Origin of the sequence: Bradyrhizobium sp. dw_78 (assembly GCF_018449525.1) — a bacterium.
In the GTDB taxonomy this organism is placed as follows: Bacteria; Pseudomonadota; Alphaproteobacteria; order Rhizobiales; family Xanthobacteraceae; genus Bradyrhizobium.
In genome coordinates this window covers 14938-36223 of sequence record NZ_JAAVUS010000016.1, presented here as the reverse complement: position 1 = coordinate 36223, position 21286 = coordinate 14938, and the positions used below count along the sequence as shown (strand labels likewise).

Below are 21286 nucleotides of genomic sequence, written 5' to 3'. Positions count from 1 at the left end.
AAGGATCGGTTCCGACTGCTTTGTGCGCGGAAGGGCTGACATCAAAATCGTCGCGGATCGTGGCGTGGCCGACGATCATGCAGGCGAACATTCGCATGATCGTGGAGATTGATCGCCGCGCGCTGCAAGCTCTGGCTTGCGTTCGACACAGTGACCTGCCCCAACGCGCCAGGCAGATGACCGATCATAATGCTGCAGTCGCCGGTCCCGTGCCGATCTGGATGGCGTGCTCTTTCGCCCGAAACCGTCCGAGCGAGATGAGAAGGGGCGGCGACACGAGACCGCAGAGAATAATGCCTTTGGTCCGCCGCGGGCTGACGTCACGGTGGCCATCCCCTCCCCGCGCGACAATTTTCGTCTGCTGCCAGCCGCGACAGCGGGAAACGTTTTCACGGAAGCGTCGCAAACTTTCCGACCCCAATCGCAGTCATTCGAGGCGACCATTACGATTGTCATCAGAGTCGTGATAGAGACAATATTGGTCGCGCGTCCCGTTCCAGGGCATCTCTATGACCATGGAAAACGACACACCCTGGCAGACGAAATCTTCGATATCGCTCCCTGAGCAAATCCGGGATCGCCTCACCCGCCTTGTCATGGTGAGCGAGGACGGCGCGATCCGGATTATCGCAGCATCTTCACAGAACTGGCCTGAACTCACGCGCCTCGGTGTGGGGAAAGCCGCTCTCGGTGACGACGGACTGCCACCGTCGTGGTGGCACAGCCATGTAAAACTTGTCCCATAACGCATCCTTCGAATCGTGCGATAAGAATGCACCATCGAAGCTTGGGACTAAAGAACTGCGCGAAGAAAAGTTCGGATGGCTCGAACTGGACATCCATGATCCGCGGGCTCTCGGGCTCCTGCGTCAGGAAGCCCCGTTTTCGCTGGCGTCCTGTGAGACTCTATTGGAGCGCCAGGTATTCCGCCCGTATTTCACGGAATATTCCGTCGATGTCGCGATCGTCGACGTCGTTTGGAACGGCTTCGCGGAATCGTTGAAGATCGCAGCGATGTTTGAAACATACGATGTGAACGTTGCTCCGCATAACTTCTACGGCCACCTCGCCAGTGTCATGAGCACGCATTTCTCAGCCGCGGTCCCGAATCTCCGGATCATGGAGACGGACGTCGACAGCGTGTGCTGGCGCGACGAATTCGTCGTCACGCCTCCCCAAATCGTCGATGGCGAGTTCATTCTGCCCAACGGTCCCGGGTGAGGCATCGAAGTGAACGAAGAGGCCATCCGGGCACGGGCTGTGACAAAATAGCAGTGGGGGCGGGCTAAAGGCGCCGACAATTCGTGGAGCACCCCGCGCGCGCGTGGTTTCGCGCGCACGCGGCGTCGTCGACCTCGACCGGACAGATCAACAAAAGATAATCGATGATTTCGAGCGCAGGGACGACGAACTCCACAGCTTGCATGACATCGTAAATGCGCGCGCCGGGTTCTGACAGACCCTCGCCCATGATGAAGGCGAGTTCGACTTCCAGGCGCGGCTTGATGAAATGGTCAGCCGGAATCTGCGCCCCATCGTTATAAAGCGCGTCATCGAGGATACCAACGTCCTAAGCGGGCGTTGATGCAGCCGCATGGTTCAAACAACCATTGCGGAAATTCCGACTGAGCTGCTGCCTCGGTGGCGAGCGACGCGCGAAACATCCTGTTGCGCGTGAGTGCGGCATCAAGTTGCCGGAGCCGAAGAGCCCAACTCAAGGCCCCAATAATGCCACCAACGGTCAACGGCCTTTTCAGCTCGTCGTAACATTTGACTGGCTTAGGTAGTGGTGGGCGCACCAGGGCTCGGACCTCAGAGTCCGCAAGCCCCACTACTTTCTGACAGTATAGTGCTCGCTGTCATTGCCAAATTGTATCCGTGGATATAGTCGTGTGACGTCCTTCGATGTCAGAAGCAACAGATCAAGTTCTATTGAATTCAATGCTTTAGTGGCGATGTGGTAGCGGGAGAGGGACTCGAACCCCCGACCCCAGGATTATGATTCCCGTGCTCTAACCAGCTGAGCTACCCCGCCACGGCGCACGCTATCGGCTTCGCCTGCCGCGATCGCGAACGCGCGGCATATAAGAAGCCGATCAAGGACCTGTCAAGCAAACCCGGCGGATCGGTCTCGTCGCCTTTTCGGTTCTGATTCGATCAGAACCGGGGCACCCCGTCCTTGTTTTGGCGCGGTTTCTCCGCGCCAGCCGGCATCCGACCCGGATCACGTCCGTCGCGGGCTTTCGCCCGAGAAAACCCCATAGCTGTCGCGGGAACAGGCTCATTTCGGACGGATGTCGGGATCGCCGCCGGGGCTGCCGGGCGGCGGAATGACCGGCATATTACCTTCATTGGGGGCCGGCGCCCGCATCGCGGGGTCGACACCTGCCGGCGGGCAAAGCACGCCGTCGGACTTCGCCAATCGGTCGCCGAGCGGTTCCTGGCTTTGTCCCGTGGTCGTGCCTTCCGGCGCGACACGTCCCTGCGGCGTCGTTTGCGTCGGCATGCAGCCGTTTGCGCGATCGGGTACACGCGGCGCGGTCCGGGCCGGGGGCGTCGCCGGCGCGGGCGGCGCTTGCGCGCTCGCCGCGCCGGATGCGGCCAGCAGAACACATGACAGTAATAAAGAGCGTTTCATCTGCATGCAGGCAAAACGGCCGGCGCACGCGGATGTTCCGTAAATTAAATTCCAGATTTCCGGTAACGGATCAGCGAGAAATGCCCCATCGGGGGCATCGGCCGCCGTTCCGCCAGGCTGACGCCGCCATGTTTGGCGGCCCAGGCGACCAGCCGCGCCCAGGGAAATTCCGGTCGCCAGCCGAGCCGCCGCGCCAGCGGCGCGAAGGCCAATTCGAAAACACGGCGCGGGCCGCTTTCGGCGCCGATGTGATTGACCAGGATCAGTTCGCCGCCGGGTTTCAGCACGCGGATGAAATCGTCGAGCGTGGCTTCCGGATCCGGCACCGCAGTAATGACATATTGCGCCACCACGGCGTCGAAAAACGAATCCGGAAAGGCGAGATGCTTCGCATCCATCACCGCCAGCGTCTCGACATTGGCAAGCTTGAGCGCGCGCACCCGTTGCTGCGCCTTGCGCAGCATCGGCTCGGAAATATCGACGCCGCAGACTTTCGTCGTCGGCGCGTAATCCGACAGCGACAACCCGGTGCCGACGCCGACATCGAGAATCCGGCCGCCGATCCTGTCGGCTTCCGCGATAGTCGACTGCCGGCCGTGATCGAATACCTTGCCGAACACGAGATCGTAGACCGGCGCCCAGCGTTGATACGCCTTTGCGACCCCCGCGCGGTCGATATCTCCAGCCATGCCCCTGCCTTGAAATCTATCCGCGCATCGCTTCGACGAGCGGCAGCGGTGCGGCTTTCATTGTCGCGCGCCTTGTGGCCATGGCGCGCTGGATGAAGCCGCCGCCGAGCACGCGTGCTTGCCCCACCGGTGCGTCGTAAAACACGCAAGCCTGGCCGGGGGACACGCCCTCTTCGCCCGCCACCAATTCGACTTCATAACCGCCATCGGCCGCACGCAGCCAGGCCGGTTGCGGCGCGCGGGTCGATCGCACGCGCACGAAGATCTCCAGCCCATTGCCGACCGCGCGAGCGAGATCGCCGCCGCCGATCCAGTTGATGTCGCGCAGCACGATGCGATCCATCCGCAGCGCCTCGCGCGGCCCCACCACGACGCGGCGGCTTTCGGCATCGAGCCTCACGACATATAGCGGCGCGCCGGAAGCGATGCCGAGGCCCTTGCGCTGGCCGACGGTGAAATGAACGATGCCCTGATGACGGCCGATGACATGGCCGTCGAGGTCGACGATGTCACCGGGCTCGATCGCATTCGGCCGCAGCCGGCCGATGATGTCGGTATAGCGCCCGGTCGGCACGAAGCAGATGTCCTGGCTGTCGTGCTTTTCCGCGACCGCAAGTTCAAAGCGCCGCGCCAGTTCGCGCGTCTGCGCCTTGGTCATGTCACCGAGCGGAAAGCGCAGATAGTCGAGTTGCTCCTGCGTGGTCGCAAACAGGAAATAGCTCTGGTCGCGGTCGGCATCGGCCGCGCACAGCAACGCGCGCGCGCCGTCGGCCCGGCGGCGCGAGGCGACGTAATGTCCGGTGGCGAGCGCCGAAGCGCCGAGTTCGCGCGCGGTATCGAGCAGATCGCGAAACTTGATCGCGCGGTTGCATTCGATGCAGGGCACCGGGGTTTGGCCCGAGGCGTAGCTGTCGGCGAAACTTTCGATCACCGACTCGCGGAAGCGGCTCTCATAGTCCAGAACGTAATGCGGAATGCCGATCCGCGCGGCAACATCGCGGGCATCGTGAATATCCCGCCCGGCGCAGCAGGCCCCCCGGCGATGGGTGGCGGCGCCATGATCGTAAAGCTGCAAGGTGATGCCGACGACGTCGTAACCCTCGGACTTCAACAGCGCAGCCGTCACCGATGAATCGACGCCGCCGGACATGGCGACCACGACCCTCGTGTCTTGCGGACGGCCTTCGAGATCCAGACTGTTGCGCATGGTTCCGGTCATCGCTGCGGTCGCGGCGTCCAGCCGCAAACCGACGGTTCCGGGTAGCAAATCCGCCTGCCGGAACGGTTGAAAAGCAGGCCTTTAATATAGGCCGCATTTCCATGAGGCAATGATGCGAACCCGGTTGGCCCCTATGCGAACGGCAAATCTTGCCGCCGGGCAGCAAGGGCTGCCGCGCCGCCGCCTCCCGGACCCGGCCGGAAATAGAACAAGTATTTGAAATATATAGGTATTTTATACGCCTTCCGACTGGCCCGGTCCTTGCTGAACTACAATCGGGTTCGATTGCGAGAGGCCGTCCGTGCAAAGCGTTACGTCAGAAACAGCGACAAACGTGTCTTTCCAGAACACGCCCCCGAGATTTGCCAAGCCGGCCGCCGGCCCGTCGCCGGAGAACGATATTTTCGCAAGCCTCGTCAACAGCAATGCCGATGCCGGCAATGCGGCGGCCCAGGCCCAACAACCACCCGCCCAGCAAAACTGGTCCAACAACCCGCCAAGCTGGTCGAACAATTCGGACGCCTCGGACAACAGCCAGTGGCGCAACACCGCTCCGGCGAATCAGAACCAGCCGGCCGACAACAACACCAACAACAACAATAATAACGCCCCGAACAACCAGAATTCCGGACCGGTTTCCGACTCCAACAGCGGCGCCAGCACCGATGCGCCTCAGCGTTCCCGGACCAAGTCCGCAGCGTCGAAAGACGATTCCGCGAAATCGGATACATCCTCGTCATCCGGCGACAGTTCGACGACCGATTCGAGCAACGGTTCAACCACCCCCTCCCAGACGGATGCGACCGCCGTCATCACCCAGAGCCTGGTCGCGGTCGTCATTCCGCCCACGGTCGCGGTGACCAGCACGCCCGCAGCGCCTTCATCGGCGACCGGAAACACGGTCACAGGTACGCCGCCGCTCGCGATCGCAGCGGCGGCGATTGCCGCTGCCAGCCAGCCGGCGTCGACCTTGGCGTCGGCAGCGTCAGCAGCGTCAACAGCAACCACAGCGACATCGGCAACGGCATCGGCAGCTGCCGCAGCGGCGCAAACTGATACCGACGCCGACACCGCGGCGCCCGATGCCGGATCCGACACGGCGACAACCGCGGACACGAAGGGAACGGTCCAGACAGCGGCAAATGAAACGGCCGCCGGTTCGACAAAGGCACAGCCAACACAGACCAGTACAACCGCAGCATCGACGGTTGCGGCCGCGGCAACGTCCGCGACAACGCCTGCGGCCACGACGACGTCCACCGAGCCAAAACCCGCCGGCCCTAAATCTGCGGCCGCAACACAGTCGAAAACCGGGACGACAGCATCGGATGGCTCGGCGAAAGCGCCTGCCAATGCCGACTCGACCGGTGCGGCCATGCCGCAACCCGCCGGCGCAAACAAGCCGCAAGATGCGGCGACCGGCAGCAGCACCGATGCCACCAAGGCCGATGGCTCCGCCGCTTCGTCCTCGGCGACGACCGCGGTCATGACGGAGCACGACCATCCCGAAGGCGCCACGACCGACCACGCGCCGGCCAATACCACCGACATCAATGCTCAGGCCGCGGGCAATATCCAGCCGCAACTGCCTTCCGCGGCAGCCAGTGCCGCCTCAACGGCGCCGGTGAGCGTGACCGCGGCAACGCACGCGGCGGTGCCGTTGAACGGACTCGCGGTCGAGATCGCCGCGTCAGCCAAGAACGGCAAGAGCAGTTTCGAGATCCGGCTCGACCCGGCCGACCTCGGCCGCATCGACGTTCGCATCAATGTCGACAGCACCGGCCAGATGACGTCGCATTTGACGGTCGAAAAGCCGGAAACGCTATCGATGCTGCAACAGGATGCGCCGCAATTGCAGCGCGCCTTGAATGACGCGGGCTTCAAGACCGGCGATAGCGGCCTGCAATTCAGCCTGCGCGACCAGTCTTCATCCGGCCAGAACGGCGGCAACGGCGGCAACCGTAACCCGCAGCGGCTGGTCATCAGCAGCGAAGAGACGGCTCCCGCCGCAGCCGCGGGACGAACATACGGCCGCATGACCGGATCCAGCAGCGGCGTGGATATCAGGGTTTGAGGAGAAAGACATGTCAGCAGCAGCAATCAATGCCACTCCCCCCGTTTCGGGAACGACGCCCCTGCCGGCGTCGTCATCTTCCGCAGGTTCATCCGCAGCGGCCGCAAACGCGATGGCGTCGCAGCAGATCGCCGGCAACTTCCAGAGCTTCCTGCAGTTGCTGACAACGCAGTTGCAGAACCAGAATCCGCTGGATCCGCTCGACACCAACCAGTTCACCCAGCAGCTCGTCGAATTTGCCGGCGTTCAGCAACAGCTCAACACCAACGACTCGCTGGCAACCCTGGTCTCGCTGCAACAGACCACGGAGGCCACGCAGGCGCTGGCCTATGTCGGCCAGACGGCGGTGGTCAGTGGCAGCACCGCCGCACTCTCCAACAGCCAGGCGGTGTGGGAACTCGACGTCCCCTCCAATTCAACCATGGACGTCAGCATTACCAACAGCACCGGTGCGACCGTCTTTTCCGGCACCTACACCGCCAACGCGGGCGACAGCCAGCCCTTTGTCTGGAACGGCCAAGGCAATGACGGCACCCAGTACCCCGACGGCAGTTACACGCTGACGGCCAGCGCCAAGGATTCCTCCGGCAACAATGTGGGGATTACGACGTCAGTCGTAGGCGTCGTCAGTTCGGTCGACCTCACCCAGTCGCCGCCGATGCTGTCAATCAACGGCCAGACCTACACGATCAACCAGATCAAGAGCATCGTGGCCAACGGCAGCTGACGGCGGGCGTTTTCCCGCCCTCGCCTGCCATATTTGCGTTCCTTGCCCCAAAAGGGGTCCCTATTGATCGGATCCCGGCGCCGGAAACGGCGCCCGGGACCCACTGTCATGCCATTTTCAAGGAGATTCGTATTGAAGCCTTGGGTTTAGCCAAATTTTAAGCCGCGAGGGGTAGGTTGTTGCGGTGAGTTCAGTGGTTGAGAGTTTGTGAGTACGCCATGACAGAACCCCATCGCCCGAGGGTGAAATACGTCATCGGGCCCGACGGCAGTCCGTTAACAATTGCGGATCTGCCCGCGCCCGGAACCAAACGGTGGGTCATTCGCCGGAAGGCCGAAGTCGTTGCCGCGGTTCGTGGCGGTCTGCTCTCCCTTGAGGAGGCTTGCAGCCGGTACACTCTGACTGTCGACGAATTCCTCTCCTGGCAATTTTCCATCGATCAGCATGGTCTTGCGGGGCTGCGGACTACCCGCATCCAGCAATACCGCCAGTAAGCGATCGCCCAAATCAGTCGAATTTGACGAAGATCGGCCTCGTTTTGCGAGGCCGATCTTTTTCATACCGCAGTTTTGCCCGGGCTCTTAATCTTCGTTAACCATATGGAAACCATCACGTAGGCAATAATTGCCCAGTCGGACGTTGGCGCCGAATCTCAGGGGCAGTTGCTTGCAGAGTCTGGTGGACTTTCTAAAGGGGCTGGGCGCCTCGCGGCTGATGGCGATGGTTGCGGTAACCGCCGCGCTGATCGGCTTCTTCGCGTTCGTCATCCTGCGCGTCACCACGCCGCAGATGACGACGCTTTTTACCGACCTCAGCCTGGAGGACTCCTCCGCCATCATCAAGGACCTGGAACGCCGGGCGATTCCCTACGAACTGCGCAATGATGGCGCCGTGATCCTGGTGCCCAAGGACAAGGTCACGCGGCTGCGCATGAATCTGGCCGAGGGCGGCCTGCCCAAGGGCGGCGGCGTCGGCTACGAGATCTTCGACAAATCCGACGCGCTCGGTACCACCAGTTTCGTCCAGAATATCAATCACTTGCGCGCGCTGGAGGGCGAACTCTCCCGCACCATCCAGGCCATCGACCGGATCCAGGCCGCCCGGGTCCATCTGGTGCTGCCGGAGCGGCCGCTGTTCTCGCGCGAGACACCTGAGGCGTCGGCCTCGATCGTCGTCCGTGTCCGCGGCTCGCTTGAACAGCAACAGATTCGCGCCATCCGTCACCTCGTCGCCTCCGCCGTCAGCGGCCTGAAACCGCAGCGGGTGTCGATCGTCGATGAAAACGGCCAATTGCTGGCCGACGGCGAAGCCGGCGACAACGAAAACGTCGTCGGCGACGAGCGCCGCGCCGCTTACGAAAAGCGGTTGCGCGGCGAGGTCGAGGCGATCGTGTCGTCGGTGGTGGGCGCCGGCCGCGCCCGCGTCCAGCTCTCGGCGGATTTCGACTACAACAAGATTACCCAGACCTCCGACAGCTTCGACCCGGAAGGCCGGGTGCTGCGCTCGAGCCAGACCCGCGAGGAATCCTCCTCAACCGCCGAAAACAACGGCCAGGTCACCGTCAACAACGAACTGCCGGGCAACCAGCGCCAGGACAATGCGAATCCCGGGCGCGACCAGAGCACGAAAACCGAAGAGACCAACAATTACGAAATATCCCACACCACCAAGACCGAAGTGACGGAAGCCGGACGGGTCAACCGCGTCTCGGTCGCCGTGCTGGTCGACGGCAACTACGCCAAGAACGAGAAAGGCGAGATCGTCTACAAGGAGCGCAGCAAGGAAGAGCTGGACCGTATCGCGACGCTGGTGCGCTCGGCGATCGGCTTCGACCAGAAGCGCGGCGACCAGGTCGAGGTCGTGAACCTCAAATTCGCGGAAGCCCCGGCGGTCGCTCCGCTCAACGAGCCGACCGGACTGCTCGGCATGCTCCAGTTCACCAAAGACGATGTCATGTACATCATCGAACTCGGCGTGATGATGCTACTCAGCCTGGTGGTGCTGTTCATGGTGATCCGGCCGCTGGTCCGCCGGATCCTGGCTTCCGAAGTAGTGCCTCCGGCGCCCGAAGCCGAACTGCCGGCGCTGCCCGACGCCAGCATCCAGAACCTGTTGCCCGCCAGCAATGCGCCGAACCTGATCGACGTCGCTCAGGTTCAGGGACAGCTCCACGCCCAGACGATGCATCGTGTCGGCGAACTGGCCGAGCGAAATCCGAACGAAACCGTTTCCATCGTTCGTCAATGGCTGACGGAGCCCACGACCTGACATGGCCCTTCCAGCGCAAAACGCCAACGCCAACGACATCAACAGCGTCCTCGCGACGCTGGCGAACCGTCAGGGCACTCGCACAAAGGGACCGCCGCTGAGCGGGCCGAAGCGCGCCGCGATCCTGATGCTGTCGCTTGGCGAGCAATATGGCGGCAAGGTGTGGTCGCTGCTCGACGACGACGAAGTGCGCGAACTGTCGATGGCGATGTCGACGCTCGGCACCGTGGACGCCGAAGTGGTGGAAGAGATGCTGCTCGAATTCGTCTCGCGGATGTCGGCCTCCGGCGCCCTGATGGGTACCTTCGACGGCACCGAACGGCTGCTGCAGCAATATCTGCCGTCCGATCGCGTCAGCGGCATCATGGACGAGATCCGCGGGCCTGCCGGGCGCAACATGTGGGAGAAGCTCTCCAACGTGCAGGAGGAGGTGCTCGCCAATTACCTCAAGAACGAATATCCGCAGACCATCGCCGTCGTGCTGTCGAAGCTGAAGTCGGAACATGCGGCGCGCGTGCTGGCGATCCTGCCCGAGGACATGGCGCTCGATGTGGTCGGCCGCATGCTGCGGATGGAAGCGGTGCAGAAGGAAGTGATCGAGCGCGTCGAGCAGACCCTTCGCACCGAATTCATGTCGAACCTGTCGCAAACCCGCCGCCGCGACGCCCATGAGGTGATGGCCGAGATCTTCAACAATTTCGACCGCCAGACCGAAACCCGTTTCCTGACCTCGCTGGAAGAGGAAAACCGCGAAGCCGCCGAGCGCATCAAGGCGCTGATGTTCACCTTCGACGACCTGATCAAGCTGGATTCCGGCTCCGCCCAGACGCTGATGCGCAACGTCGACAAAGACAAGCTCGGCATCGCGCTGAAGAGCGCCAATGAGGACGTCCGCGCGTTCTTCCTCGGCAACATGTCGTCCCGCGCCGGCAAGATGCTGCTCGACGACATGGCGGCGATGGGACCGGTCCGTCTGCGCGATGTCGACGAGGCGCAGGCGCTGCTCGTCAATCTCGCCAAGGACCTCGCCGCCAAGGGCGAGATCATGCTGACCAAAAATCGCGCCGATGACGAGCTGGTATACTGATGGCCGCCCCCGCAAAATTCCTGTTCGACACGGACTTCTCGGCGCCGGACAAAGCGCGCGAACGGCCTGCGACGCCGGCGGAGATCGCGCAGAAGATCGCGGCCGCCGAGGCCAGCGCCTATCGCGACGGCTTTGCCGCCGCCCAGCGCGAGGCCAAGGCCGAAAGCGACCGCCGCGCCGCGCTGGCGCTCGAGGAGATCGGGATTGCCATCAAGAACATCGCCGCGCGCTATTCGGGCATCGAGAACCGGATGGAGACCGAAGCCGTCGACGTCGCGGTTGCGGTCGCACGCAAGCTGTGCAGCGAATTGATCGCCGGAGAGCCCCTTGCGGAAATCACCGGGCTGGTCCGCGAATGCTTCTCGCATCTGGTCGCGACACCGCATCTCGTGGTCCGGATCAACGATTCCCTCTACGACGGCGCGCGCGAGCGGATCGAGAAGCTGGCGAAACAAAGCGGCTTCGATGGCCGCCTCGTGATCCTGGCGGAGCCGGGAATTGCGAATGGCGACTGCAAAATCGAATGGGCCGACGGCGGCGTCGTGCGCGAGCGCGCCGCGGTCGAAGCCAAGATCAACGAACTCGTCGGACGCTATATGGCGTCCCGCGGCCAGGCCGGGGTGGCGGCCAAAAGGACTTAAGCCATGAGCGATACTGACGGACAAGTGCCGCTTCCGGATCTCAACGCCGCCGATGCGCCCGCCATCGATGACGTGGGGTATAACGAGGACGAACAGGCCTCGCGCGTCGCCGCCGATCTGGAAGCCGTGTTCGACGTGCCGGTCCAGGTCTCGGCGGTGCTCGGCCGCTCCAAGATGGATGTCGGCGAATTGCTGAAGCTCGGCCCCGGCACCGTGCTCGAACTCGACCGCCGGGTCGGCGAATCCATCGACATCTATGTCAACAACCGGCTGGTGGCGCGCGGCGAAGTGGTTCTGGTGGAAGACAAGCTGGGCGTGACCATGACGGAAATCATCAAGGCGGATCGCGCCTGATACCTTTTTAACGATACGGCGCAGGACCGGCGCCGGCAGACGGACAGGAGATCACCATGCGGCTTCTCATCGTTGGCACATTGAAGGGCCAGCTTACGACCGCCACCAAGATCGCGATGGATAACGGCGCTTCGGTAACGCATGCGGAGGACAACGAACAGGCGATGCGCGTCCTGCGCGGCGGCAAGGGCGCCGACCTGCTGCTGGTCGACGTCTCGCTCGACATCCGCGACCTCGTGATGCGGCTGGAAGCCGAGCATATTCACGTCCCGATCGTCGCTTGCGGCATCTCCAGCGACGCCCGCGCCGCGGTGGCCGCGATCCACGCCGGCGCCAAGGAATACATTCCGCTGCCGCCGGAGCCGGAGCTGATCGCCGCGGTGCTCGCCGCCGTCGCCAACGATTCGCGCGATCTGGTCTACCGCGACGAGGCGATGGCGAAAGTGATCAAGCTGGCGCAGCAGGTCGCGGGCTCCGACGCCTCGGTCATGATCACCGGCGAGTCCGGCACCGGCAAGGAAGTGCTGGCGCGCTATGTCCACACTCGCTCCAACCGCGCCAAGCGGCCCTTCATCTCGATCAATTGCGCGGCGATCCCCGAGCATCTCTTGGAATCGGAACTGTTCGGGCACGAGAAAGGCGCGTTCACCGGCGCCGTGGCCCGGCGCATCGGAAAATTCGAGGAAGCCACCGGCGGCACGCTGCTGCTCGACGAAATCTCCGAAATGGATGTGCGGCTGCAATCGAAGTTGCTGCGCGCGATCCAGGAGCGCGTGATCGACCGCGTCGGCGGCACCCGCCCGGTGCCAGTCGATATCCGCATTCTCGCCACCTCGAACCGCAACCTCGCGGACGCCGTGCGCGGAGGCACCTTCCGCGAGGATCTGCTGTTCCGGCTCAACGTCGTGAATCTGAAGATCCCGCCGCTACGCGAGCGGCCGGCGGACATTCTCGAACTGGCGCAGCATTTCGCCAAGAAATACGCCGACGCCAACGGGCTGCCGACGCGGCCGATTTCCGCCGAAGCCCGCCGGGTGCTGACCACCAACCGCTGGCCGGGCAATGTCCGCGAACTGGAAAACACCATCCATCGCGCCGTGCTGATGTCGCAAGGCGACGAGATCGGCGCCGACGCCATCATGACGCCGGACGGCGACCGTCTCGACCTCGCCAAGACCGCACCGGCGGTCGCGCACGCGACCTTCGCCGCCGAGCAGGTCACCCGCGCCCTGGTCGGCCGCACCGTCGCCGATGTCGAGCGCGACCTGATCCTGGAAACCTTGAAGCATTGCCTCGGCAACCGTACCCACGCCGCGAATATCCTCGGCATCTCGATCCGCACGCTGCGCAACAAGCTCAACGAGTATGCCGACGGGGGACTGCCGATTCCGCCCGCCGGAACCGGCGACTACCACCGGATCGCCGCGGCGGGGTAAACGACGCTCCATTACGAGGAGTGAAGCGACGAAGCAATCCGGTCTTACCCGTCACAGTTCTGGATTGCTTCGCGGAGCCTGTCATCGGGGCGCGCATCAGCGCGCACCGTCGGCTCGCAATGACGTTAGAAATTATCCCGGTGCATCACGAATAAGCCGGCGCGTCGGATCTGCGGAAAATATGAATGGGATCGCCCGGCCGCAGGTCGCGGCCGGTGAAGGTCACATAGGCGTAGAGCGCGAGATAGCCGATCGCGAGCGCGCCGATGGCATAGAATATCCAGATCGCAAGACGTTTCATCGGCCGCTGTTTAGAGCGTTTTCGAGCGAAGGGGAAACCTGTTCGCGTGAAGAAAACGCCTCAAAACCGGCATCCAGAGCCCGCGAGCGATCAAAGACCGTCTTTCCCGAGGAAATCGGCCAACGCCGGTCGGCACACCCTAACGGGTGTGGGCGTGCGCCAGCGGCAAACTGACTTCCGCGAGCCTGGCCGCATCTTCATCCTGATCCACGGCCACATAGCGCCCCTGCCAATAGGCCAGCGCCGCGGTACGCCCGCCGGCCAGGATATCGAGCACGCGTCCGATGACGATGGCGTGCGAATGCCGCTCGATCGTCTCCTCGACCGCGCAATCGATGGCGGCCAGCGCGCCGACCAGCAACGGCACGCCGGACACGCTGGTGGTCCATTGTCCGCCTGCGAAACGTTCCGCGCCCTTGAGACCGCCCTTGCCGGTAAAGCGCTCGGCGATCCCGATCTGATCGGCGGCGAGAATATTGATGCCGAAGAAGCCGTGGCGCATCAGCAGCGGCCAGGACGAGGCCTCCCGGTTGACGCTGACGATCAGGGTCGGCGGATCGACCGACAGCGACGAGACCGACGTCACCGTCATCCCCGTAATGTCCTTGCCGCGTCCCGCCGTGATGACGCTCACGCCGCCGGTCAGATGGCGCATCGCACCGCGAAAACCATCGGAGGAAATATCGCCGGCGGCAGCCATATTACGGACCACGGAATTCATGACAGCCTCACTGTTCTGATGGATCATCCGCCGATTGCAAAAGCTCGCGCAGGATCGAACCTTCCAGCGCCGCAAGATCGGCCGATCCGCGGGCCCGCGGGCGCGCGATGTCGACATTGATATCGTACGCGATACGGCCCTCCTCGATCACCAGCACGCGATCGGCCAGCGCCACGGCCTCGGAGACATCGTGAGTCACCAGGATCGCCGTGAAGGATTGATCGCGCCAGACCCGCTCCAGCAGGCGTTGCATGGAGATACGGGTCAGCGCATCGAGCGCGCCCATTGGCTCGTCGAAGGCGAGAATGCGCGGATGACTGACCAGTGCCCGTGCCAGCGCCACGCGCTGCTTCTGGCCGCCGGACAGCACCGCCGGCCACTGCCCCCGCTTGTCGCCGAGGCCAACTTCGGTCAACGCTTTTTCCGCGCGCGCCTGCGCATCCACCAAGGCGCGGCCGCGGCCAAGGCCGACCTCGACATTCGACAGCACCCGCGCCCAGGGCAGCAGCCGCGGCTCCTGGAACATCACCCGCACATCTTCCGCGCGCGTCTGCTCGCCGAAGCTGATCGTTCCGGCATCGGCCGTTTCCAGGCCCGCGATCAGCCGCAGCAGCGTGCTCTTGCCGCAGCCGCTGCGGCCGACGATGGCCACGAACTGGCCCGCCGGAATGTGCAGGTCGATGCCGCGCAGCACTTCGTTCCGGCCGAACGACTTGCGCAACCCGCGGATGGTCAGCGGAAGCCCCCGCGACGGATCGTGCGATCCATCGCGCGCGACGCGGGCTTGTTCGACAAAATTGGCGCGATCGAGCGGCTCGGCGTCGGACAGGTGGAAATTGAGGGCTTCTTGCATGCGGGTTCTCAATGTTTCTGGAAGGCCGGGTGCCAGGACAGGGTCAGCCGCTCCAGCGCGCGCGAGGCGCTGTCGGCCAATTTTCCAAGCAGCGCATAGATCAGGATGCTGAGCACGACGACGTCGATCAGCATGAACTCCCGCGCCTGCATCGCCATGTAGCCGAGGCCCGACGAGGCCGCGATGGTTTCCGCCACGATCAGCGTCAGCCACATGATGCCGAGCGCAAAGCGGATGCCGACGAAGATCGAGGGCAGCGCGCCCGGAAAGATCACCCGCCGGAACAGTTCGGCGTCGCTCATGCCGTAGATGCGGCCCATCTCGATCAGTTGCGGATCGACGGTGCGGATGCCATGCAGCGTATTCAGGTAGATCGGAAAGAACACACCGAGCGCGACCAGAAACAGTTTTGCGGACTCGTCGATGCCGAACCAGAGGATGACGAGCGGAATCAAAGCGAGGTGCGGAATGTTGCGCACCATCTGCAAGGTGGTGTCGGTGAGCTTGCTCGAGAGCTGCGACAGGCCGTTGGCGAGCCCGAAGGCAAAGCCGATGCCGCCGCCAATGACAAAGCCGACGCTGGCGCGCCAGAAGCTGACCCAGATGTTGCGCTCCAGTTCACCCGACAGCAAAAGCTTCCATCCCGCCCGGGCCACATCGGTCGGCGCGGGCAGCACCCGCGGCGACACGAAGCCGGTGATGCAGGCCACCTGCCAGATCAACACGATCGCAAGCGGCACGATCCACTGGATCAGACCGTCGGCGCGCGGCAGCCGCAGGCCGCGGACACGCGGAAGGCTTTCGATCAGGCTCATGATTGCGACGCCTTCACCAGCGGACGATGCTCGTTGGCGATGGTCTCGCCGAACGGGCCGGTGTTGACGCGAAGCGGCGTCACATTGTCCGGCTGGGCCAGCGACAGCAGCGGAAATACCAGTTCGGCAAAGCGATAGGCTTCCTCCAGATGCGGATAGCCGGACATGATGAAGGTATCGATGCCGATATCCTGATACTCCTTGATCCGCGCCGCGACCGTCTCGGGATCGCCGACCAGCGCCGTGCCGGCGCCGCCGCGCACCAGCCCGACGCCGGCCCACAAATTGGGGCTGATCTCGAGCTTGTCGCGCCGCCCGCCATGCAGTTGCAGCATGCGCTGCTGGCCGACCGAGTCCATGCGCGAGAAGATCTTCTGCGCCGAGGCCACGGTCTCGTCGGTGACATACTTGATCAGATCGTCAGCGGCCTTCCACGCCTCCGCATTGGTCTCGCGGACGATCACGTGCAGACGGATGCCGAAGGAAATTTTGCGTCCGCGCTGGACGGCGACCGCCTTGACGCGGTTCACCTTCTCGGCGACCTGCGCCGGCGGCTCGCCCCATGTCAGGTATTTATCGACGGTATCGACGGCGACATCGATGCCGGCGTCCGACGAGCCCCCGAAATAAAGCGGCGGACGCGGCGACTGCACCGGCTTGAACAAGAGGCGGCCGTCCTCGATGCGGATGTGCTTGCCCTCGAAATCGATGGTCTTGCCCGCGAGCAGATCGCTGTAGACGCCGAGAAACTCCCTCGTCACGGCATAACGCTCGTCATGCGGCAGGAAAACGCCGTCGCCCTTGTTCTCGACGGGGTCGCCGCCGGTGACGACGTTGACCAGAAGCCGTCCGTTCGAAACCCGGTCGAGCGTTGCGGTCATGCGCGCCGCGACGCTGGGCGATTGCAGGCCCGGCCGCACCGCGACCAGATAGCGCAGCCGCTCGGTCCACGGCACGATGGCCGACGCGACCACCCAGGAATCCTCGCAGCTTCGCCCGGTCGGCAGCAACACGCCGAAATAGCCGAGTTGATCGGCGGCCTGCGCGACCTGGCGCAGGTAATTGAAGTTCACATTGCGGCCGCCGGTGGTGGTGCCGAGATAGTGGCCGTCGCCATGCGTCGGCAGGAACCAGAGGATATTGGCGGGATTCTGCGAGCTCATGAGCCTGACTTCCTTGCGATATCAGATACGCGCACTGCTTTTGGAATCAGCTTCAGCTGGTAGAGCGTGTCCGCCAGCTTTTGCTGATCGACCAGAACCTGGTCGTCGATCGGCTTGATGCCGTAGGATTGCCGCTTCAACGCGACTTCAAGCACCGGCACCGGCAATCCCACCGCCGGGCTCAACTGCTCGGCGACGGCATGAATGTCCGCCTGCGCCCAGGCATCGACCCCGCGCAATTCATCGAGCACGGCGTCAAGCACCTTGGGCTCGGTCTCGATGAATTTCTGCGACGACAGATAGAACTGCGTATTGGGAACCAGCCCGGTGGCGTCGGTCAGGGTCTTTGCGCCCAGCGTCGTCTCCGCTGCGGACTGATAGGGATCCCAGATCGACCATGCGTCCACCGCACCGGTCTCGAACGCCGCGCGGGCGTCGGCCGGTGCAAGATAGACCGGCGTAATGTCCTCGTAATTGACGCCTGCCTTTTCGAGGGCTTTCACCAGCAGATAATGCGCGTTCGATCCCTTGGCCACGGCGACTTTCCTGCCCTTGAGATCGGCCACGCTCTTCAGCTGGCTGTCCTTCTGGACCAGAATGGCTTCGCCCTTCTGCGCCGGCGGCTCATAGGCGACGTAGCGGATCGGTGCGCCGGCCGCCTGCGCAAATACCGGCGGTGTCTCGCCGGTGTTGCCGAAATCGATTGCGCCGACATTGATCGCCTCGAGCAGCGGCGGCCCGAACTGGAATTCCGTCCACTTGACGTCATAGCCCAGCGCCTTCAGCTTCGGTTCAAGCGTTCCCTTGCTCTTGAGCAGCACCAGCTTGCCGTATTTCTGGTAGCCGATGCGCACGACCTTGTCCTGTCCGTAGCTCGCGCCGACGCCGGCCAGCGCCGTGCTCATCGACAGCACCGCAACGGCAATCATTTTTTTGAACCAATGCTTCATACGATCCTCATTCCTTCGGAAAAGAAAGACAGGCTGTTCAGGTCTGTACCGGCTTCCAGACCGCATCACGCACCACGATCGGCCTCGGAATCAACCCGAGCTTGTAGAAGCGGTCGGCGACGCCCTGCTGGGTCGCGATGATATCGTCGGTGACGGGGCCGACGGCGAAGGACGAACGGTTGGCGGCGACCGCCTGGATGTCGAGCGGAATGCCGGTGACGGCGCTCAATGATTTCGCCACTTCGTCGCGGTGCGCCTCGGCCCACTTCCCGGTCGCCGTCGTCACGTCGATGATCTCACGTAGGATCGCGCCGTGGTCGCGGGCGAAATCGCGGTTGGCGATATAGAACGAGTTGGTCTTGGTGATGTCGGACGCGTTGACGAGAATCCGGCCGTTCTGCTTGATCTCGCCGATCGCGAAATACGGATCCCAGATCGCCCAGGCATCGATGCTGCCACTGGCGAAAGCCGGTCCTGCGTCCGGCGGCGTCAGATAGACCGGCGTGATATCCGCATAGGTGAGACCTGCCTTCTCCAGCGTCTGCACGACGACGTTATGGGCACTGGAGCCCTTGGTGAAACCGACGCGCTTGCCCTTCAGATCGGCAATGGTGCGTATCTGGGAATTGTTCGGAACCAGGATACCCTGCCCGTTGGTGATCGGCTGGCCTGCGGCGTAGACAAGGTTGGCGCCTGCCGACTGCGCGAATACCGGCGGCGAATCGCCGACCGCACCGTAATCGATGCTGCCGACATTCATGGCCTCGAGCATCGGCGGACCGGACGAAAAATCGACCCACTTCACATTGATGCCCTGCGGCGCAAACTGCTTCTCGAGCGTGGCTTGCTGCCGCGCGATCACCAGCACGCCGTTCTTCTGATAGCCGATGCGGATTTCCTTGACGCTATCCCGCGCATAGGCCCGCCGGACCAGCGCAGCAGCGGCCACGGTTCCAAGCGAAAGTTGCAGAAATTGCCGGCGTCGCATCACAATCTCCCGAGAATGCCGCGGCGTCACGCATGCACGCGATTGTGGGATGATGGTGGTGCCCTTCGAGGGTGTCGAGTGCCCTGCAAAAATAGCAATGGCAGCACTCCTCAACGCTTCTGCGGCGAAGCATTTGTTGCCGAATGACGATGGATTGCAGGGCATTTTTCTCGGGCGCCTAGCCCCCGCAAATCCCTTAATCATAAATGGGGCTGCGGAACCTGAATGCGCGAGATCGAGGCGGCAGCGACAAATCCCTGTCGACATGCACAAATGCGCTCGATCCGACCGCCATCGGATCGAGCGCGCCAGCTTCTACCGCGCCAGAGGTCGCGTCAAAGCTGGATGGGAACAAAATGATTGACGGTGATCAGCACCACCAACAATACGATTCCAATTCCGAGACTCCAGCCGATCAGTTTCTTCTCGACCGGCAGCAAGGGTTCCACGGGGGCGGTGGCAAGTTCGTTCTTGAGGTCTGGTTGCGACATGGGAGTTTCCTCTTCAAACGATCAGCTTGCGAGCGGCGGCTTGACGCCGCTGAAGAACAGCCAGGAGATCAGCAACCCTACCCAGATCACAAACCCGAACAGGCTGACGAAATAAACCGCCGCGAGCTTGCCAAAACCCTGCTGCCACAGCTTGCGGAAATCCGAGAGCACACCGATCGAAAAGAAGGTCAGGATGAAGAAGATGACGCGGAAGATATTGGCCTCGCCCGCCGCTACGGGAAGCGCTTTCGCGATCTCCGGCGTCGAACCCACCGCGAGCCACAGCGACACCGCGAAGACGAAGAGGAAGCCGAGAATGAATTTCGGAAACCGCTGCCAGATTTCCGACGGCTTGGCGCGATCCGGCCCCTTGTCGATATGGTTGGTCCAGATATAGCCGAGGATGAAGGCCCATATCCCGATGAAGATGTCGATGAAGATCTTGACCGTCGTGGTGGTCGCGAGAATCCAGCCCGGCTGATAGCGGATGCCCTCCGCCGCTGCCTTGGCCATGATCAGCGACTCCGTGATGCCGCCGCCGGCGACGGCTGCGCCATCGGTCTTGATGGCAAGACCGACCCAGGCGCCGGCAACCAGCGGCTCCCGCCAGAGGAAAGTCTGCGCCAGGAACGGCAGGATCAGGACTTCGACGACGGCAAAGACCACCACCAGCGACGACACCAGCACCGGCACCGCGGGCCGTGCGCGGATCGCCCCGCCGGTCGCGATCGCCGCCGCGACGCCGCAGACCGAAATGCCCGACGCCAGCGGCACCGACCATTCCCGGCTGAAGCCGAACCATTTGCGCGAGATGTAATAGATCACCGACCAATAGATCAGATAGGCCTCGACGATCGCCGCCGCGCCGCGCAACAGCAGTGACGACGCCAGATTGAGCCGGCCTGCCGCCGTCACCGCGACCGTGGCGCCGAGGATGACGATGGCGATCTTGATGTAGAGTTCGGGCCGGATCGCTTCCCTGAGCCAGGTCGCGAGCCGTGGCAAGAAATTGGCGATGATGAGCCCGACCAGAAGCGCGACGACGAAGCCGCCTTCGTTGGTCAGTTTAAGCGACCAGGCGATGCCGAATTTCTGTTGCTCGGCGGGCGTGACCGCGGCGATATAAGCGTAGCTGCCAAGAATCCAGCTTGCATAAGCGAGCACGAAGACGGCGGTAAAGGCGATCGCGAATTTCCTGACATCGGCGCCGAGCGTCGCGACGCCGGCGCTCAACACCACCAGCAGGGCGACATAGGTCGCAATCAGCGCGCCGCCTCCGCCGAGCGAGGCATAGGTCTTTGCGAATGGCACCAGCGCCTTTGTCACATCGGTATAGACCGATGTCGTCACCGCCCAGCCCAACAGATCCGTTCCGGCGATGCTGAACAGCGATGCTGCGAAAACCAGAAGGCCGATCACCAGCGCCAGCCAGTCCTCGTTCAACCGCGCTTTCAGCGCGATCGGCTCCGACACTTTATCAACTGCGATATCCGACATCCGACTTCCCCCGGCTCAATGCTGCAAGGTATCGGGATTCCACGCCCGATCGCCTCCCGCCCTACTCAATATGACGGCGAAGCGACACCAGCGGCAATCTCACAGAATTTCTTTGTTGGCTGCCGGACGACAACGACCTTCTCGCAAACTTAGGAGAAGGAGAACGAATCTTTTCTTGTCGGTGGAGCAGCATGGATCGGCCCTTCGTTGCGGCGCAAAAAGGTGATCTTGATGCTACGCGCGAGACGCCCTCGATGATCGGCACGCCGCTTCTGGAAAGGGACGGCGTTTCCGCTGACTCGATCCGCAATTCCGGCTGTCAAAGCGCTGCGCGCCCACATGATCGCGTGGCCATCGCGAACGAGTGTCAAGTC

Annotated in this window: 23 protein-coding genes, 1 tRNA gene and 1 pseudogene; 9 read left to right on the top strand and 16 right to left on the bottom strand. The window is 63.0% G+C overall.

The features are described 5' to 3' along the window. Nucleotides 1-735: 735 nt before the first annotated feature. Nucleotides 736-1221, top strand: coding sequence for an enolase C-terminal domain-like protein (locus HB630_RS27725; protein ID WP_213775909.1), 486 nt, complete (start codon nt 736-738; stop codon nt 1219-1221). A gap of 157 nt (nt 1222-1378) precedes the next feature. On the opposite strand, the pseudogene HB630_RS28555 reads toward HB630_RS27725, so the two are convergent. The 7 genes and pseudogenes from HB630_RS28555 to HB630_RS27695 form a co-directional block, all read right to left on the bottom strand. Beyond that, nucleotides 1379-1570, bottom strand: a pseudogene (locus tag HB630_RS28555) (2-oxo-hepta-3-ene-1,7-dioate hydratase); the annotation flags it as partial. Between the two features lie 388 nt (nt 1571-1958). Continuing rightward, nucleotides 1959-2035 (bottom strand) — tRNA-Met (locus HB630_RS27720). A 246-nt stretch (nt 2036-2281) separates the two neighbouring features. Next, nucleotides 2282-2644 carry a hypothetical protein gene (locus tag HB630_RS27715; protein ID WP_213775908.1) on the bottom strand — a complete coding sequence of 121 codons (363 nt, stop codon included), beginning with the start codon at nt 2642-2644 and terminating at the stop codon, nt 2282-2284. A 38-nt stretch (nt 2645-2682) separates the two neighbouring features. Next, nucleotides 2683-3327 (bottom strand): methyltransferase domain-containing protein, encoded by a 645-nt coding sequence (locus tag HB630_RS27710; RefSeq protein ID WP_213775907.1) that lies wholly within the window; start codon nt 3325-3327, stop codon nt 2683-2685. A 16-nt stretch (nt 3328-3343) separates the two neighbouring features. Then, a complete protein-coding gene (mnmA, locus tag HB630_RS27705) occupies nt 3344-4534 on the bottom strand; it encodes a tRNA 2-thiouridine(34) synthase MnmA (protein ID WP_213775913.1) in 1191 nt (396 codons plus the stop codon). Between the two features lie 246 nt (nt 4535-4780). Continuing rightward, on the bottom strand, nt 4781-5092 hold the full coding sequence (locus HB630_RS27700; protein WP_213775906.1) for a hypothetical protein: 312 nt from the start codon (nt 5090-5092) through the stop codon (nt 4781-4783). A gap of 126 nt (nt 5093-5218) precedes the next feature. Next, nucleotides 5219-6034 (bottom strand): hypothetical protein, encoded by an 816-nt coding sequence (locus HB630_RS27695; RefSeq protein WP_213775905.1) that lies wholly within the window; start codon nt 6032-6034, stop codon nt 5219-5221. Between HB630_RS27695 and HB630_RS27690 the strand changes: the two genes are divergently transcribed. The 8 genes from HB630_RS27690 to HB630_RS27655 all read left to right on the top strand — a co-directional run bounded on the left by HB630_RS27690 (nt 6033) and on the right by HB630_RS27655 (nt 13133). Continuing rightward, the gene (locus tag HB630_RS27690; RefSeq protein WP_213775904.1) at nt 6033-6620 is read left to right on the top strand and encodes a flagellar hook-length control protein FliK; all 588 of its coding nucleotides are present in this window, start codon (nt 6033-6035) and stop codon (nt 6618-6620) included. The genes HB630_RS27695 and HB630_RS27690 overlap by 2 nt on opposite strands. Nucleotides 6621-6630: 10 nt before the next feature. After that, nucleotides 6631-7347 carry a flagellar hook capping FlgD N-terminal domain-containing protein gene (locus HB630_RS27685; protein ID WP_213775903.1) on the top strand — a complete coding sequence of 239 codons (717 nt, stop codon included), beginning with the start codon at nt 6631-6633 and terminating at the stop codon, nt 7345-7347. A gap of 218 nt (nt 7348-7565) precedes the next feature. Next, nucleotides 7566-7841: a DUF1153 domain-containing protein gene (locus HB630_RS27680; RefSeq protein WP_002714638.1), complete on the top strand. Its 276-nt coding sequence runs from the start codon at nt 7566-7568 to the stop codon at nt 7839-7841. Between the two features lie 172 nt (nt 7842-8013). Next, nucleotides 8014-9615 carry a flagellar basal-body MS-ring/collar protein FliF gene (fliF, locus tag HB630_RS27675; RefSeq protein ID WP_213775902.1) on the top strand — a complete coding sequence of 534 codons (1602 nt, stop codon included), beginning with the start codon at nt 8014-8016 and terminating at the stop codon, nt 9613-9615. Nucleotide 9616: 1 nt separating this feature from the next. Beyond that, nucleotides 9617-10702, top strand: a complete 1086-nt coding sequence (fliG, locus tag HB630_RS27670; protein WP_213775901.1) for a flagellar motor switch protein FliG — start codon at nt 9617-9619, stop codon at nt 10700-10702. Continuing rightward, a complete protein-coding gene (locus tag HB630_RS27665) occupies nt 10702-11343 on the top strand; it encodes a FliH/SctL family protein (RefSeq protein WP_213775900.1) in 642 nt (213 codons plus the stop codon). The genes fliG and HB630_RS27665 overlap by 1 nt, the downstream gene beginning before the upstream one ends. Before the next feature lie 3 nt (nt 11344-11346). Beyond that, nucleotides 11347-11697 carry a flagellar motor switch protein FliN gene (gene fliN, locus HB630_RS27660; protein WP_213775899.1) on the top strand — a complete coding sequence of 117 codons (351 nt, stop codon included), beginning with the start codon at nt 11347-11349 and terminating at the stop codon, nt 11695-11697. A 56-nt stretch (nt 11698-11753) separates the two neighbouring features. Beyond that, the gene (locus tag HB630_RS27655) at nt 11754-13133 is read left to right on the top strand and encodes a sigma-54 dependent transcriptional regulator (RefSeq protein ID WP_213775898.1); all 1380 of its coding nucleotides are present in this window, start codon (nt 11754-11756) and stop codon (nt 13131-13133) included. Between the two features lie 145 nt (nt 13134-13278). On the opposite strand, the gene HB630_RS27650 is transcribed toward HB630_RS27655, so the two are convergent. The 9 genes from HB630_RS27650 to HB630_RS27610 all read right to left on the bottom strand — a co-directional run bounded on the left by HB630_RS27650 (nt 13279) and on the right by HB630_RS27610 (nt 20912). After that, the gene (locus HB630_RS27650) at nt 13279-13434 is read right to left on the bottom strand and encodes a hypothetical protein (protein ID WP_213775897.1); all 156 of its coding nucleotides are present in this window, start codon (nt 13432-13434) and stop codon (nt 13279-13281) included. A gap of 139 nt (nt 13435-13573) precedes the next feature. After that, on the bottom strand, nt 13574-14155 hold the full coding sequence (locus tag HB630_RS27645; RefSeq protein ID WP_213775896.1) for a flavin reductase family protein: 582 nt from the start codon (nt 14153-14155) through the stop codon (nt 13574-13576). Nucleotides 14156-14162: 7 nt separating this feature from the next. Continuing rightward, nucleotides 14163-15008 (bottom strand): ATP-binding cassette domain-containing protein, encoded by an 846-nt coding sequence (locus tag HB630_RS27640; protein WP_213775895.1) that lies wholly within the window; start codon nt 15006-15008, stop codon nt 14163-14165. 8 nt (nt 15009-15016) lie between these two features. After that, nucleotides 15017-15823, bottom strand: a complete 807-nt coding sequence (locus HB630_RS27635; RefSeq protein ID WP_213775894.1) for an ABC transporter permease subunit — start codon at nt 15821-15823, stop codon at nt 15017-15019. After that, nucleotides 15820-16986: an FMNH2-dependent alkanesulfonate monooxygenase gene (gene ssuD / locus HB630_RS27630; RefSeq protein WP_213775893.1), complete on the bottom strand. Its 1167-nt coding sequence runs from the start codon at nt 16984-16986 to the stop codon at nt 15820-15822. The genes HB630_RS27635 and ssuD overlap by 4 nt, the downstream gene beginning before the upstream one ends. Further along, the gene (locus HB630_RS27625) at nt 16983-17891 is read right to left on the bottom strand and encodes a sulfonate ABC transporter substrate-binding protein (protein WP_249781085.1); all 909 of its coding nucleotides are present in this window, start codon (nt 17889-17891) and stop codon (nt 16983-16985) included. The genes ssuD and HB630_RS27625 overlap by 4 nt, the downstream gene beginning before the upstream one ends. Nucleotides 17892-17973: 82 nt before the next feature. Continuing rightward, nucleotides 17974-18924 carry a sulfonate ABC transporter substrate-binding protein gene (locus HB630_RS27620; protein ID WP_213775891.1) on the bottom strand — a complete coding sequence of 317 codons (951 nt, stop codon included), beginning with the start codon at nt 18922-18924 and terminating at the stop codon, nt 17974-17976. A 335-nt stretch (nt 18925-19259) separates the two neighbouring features. Then, a complete protein-coding gene (locus HB630_RS27615) occupies nt 19260-19415 on the bottom strand; it encodes a hypothetical protein (RefSeq protein WP_213775890.1) in 156 nt (51 codons plus the stop codon). A gap of 21 nt (nt 19416-19436) precedes the next feature. After that, a complete protein-coding gene (locus HB630_RS27610) occupies nt 19437-20912 on the bottom strand; it encodes a putative sulfate exporter family transporter (protein ID WP_249781083.1) in 1476 nt (491 codons plus the stop codon). Nucleotides 20913-21286 lie beyond the last annotated feature (374 nt).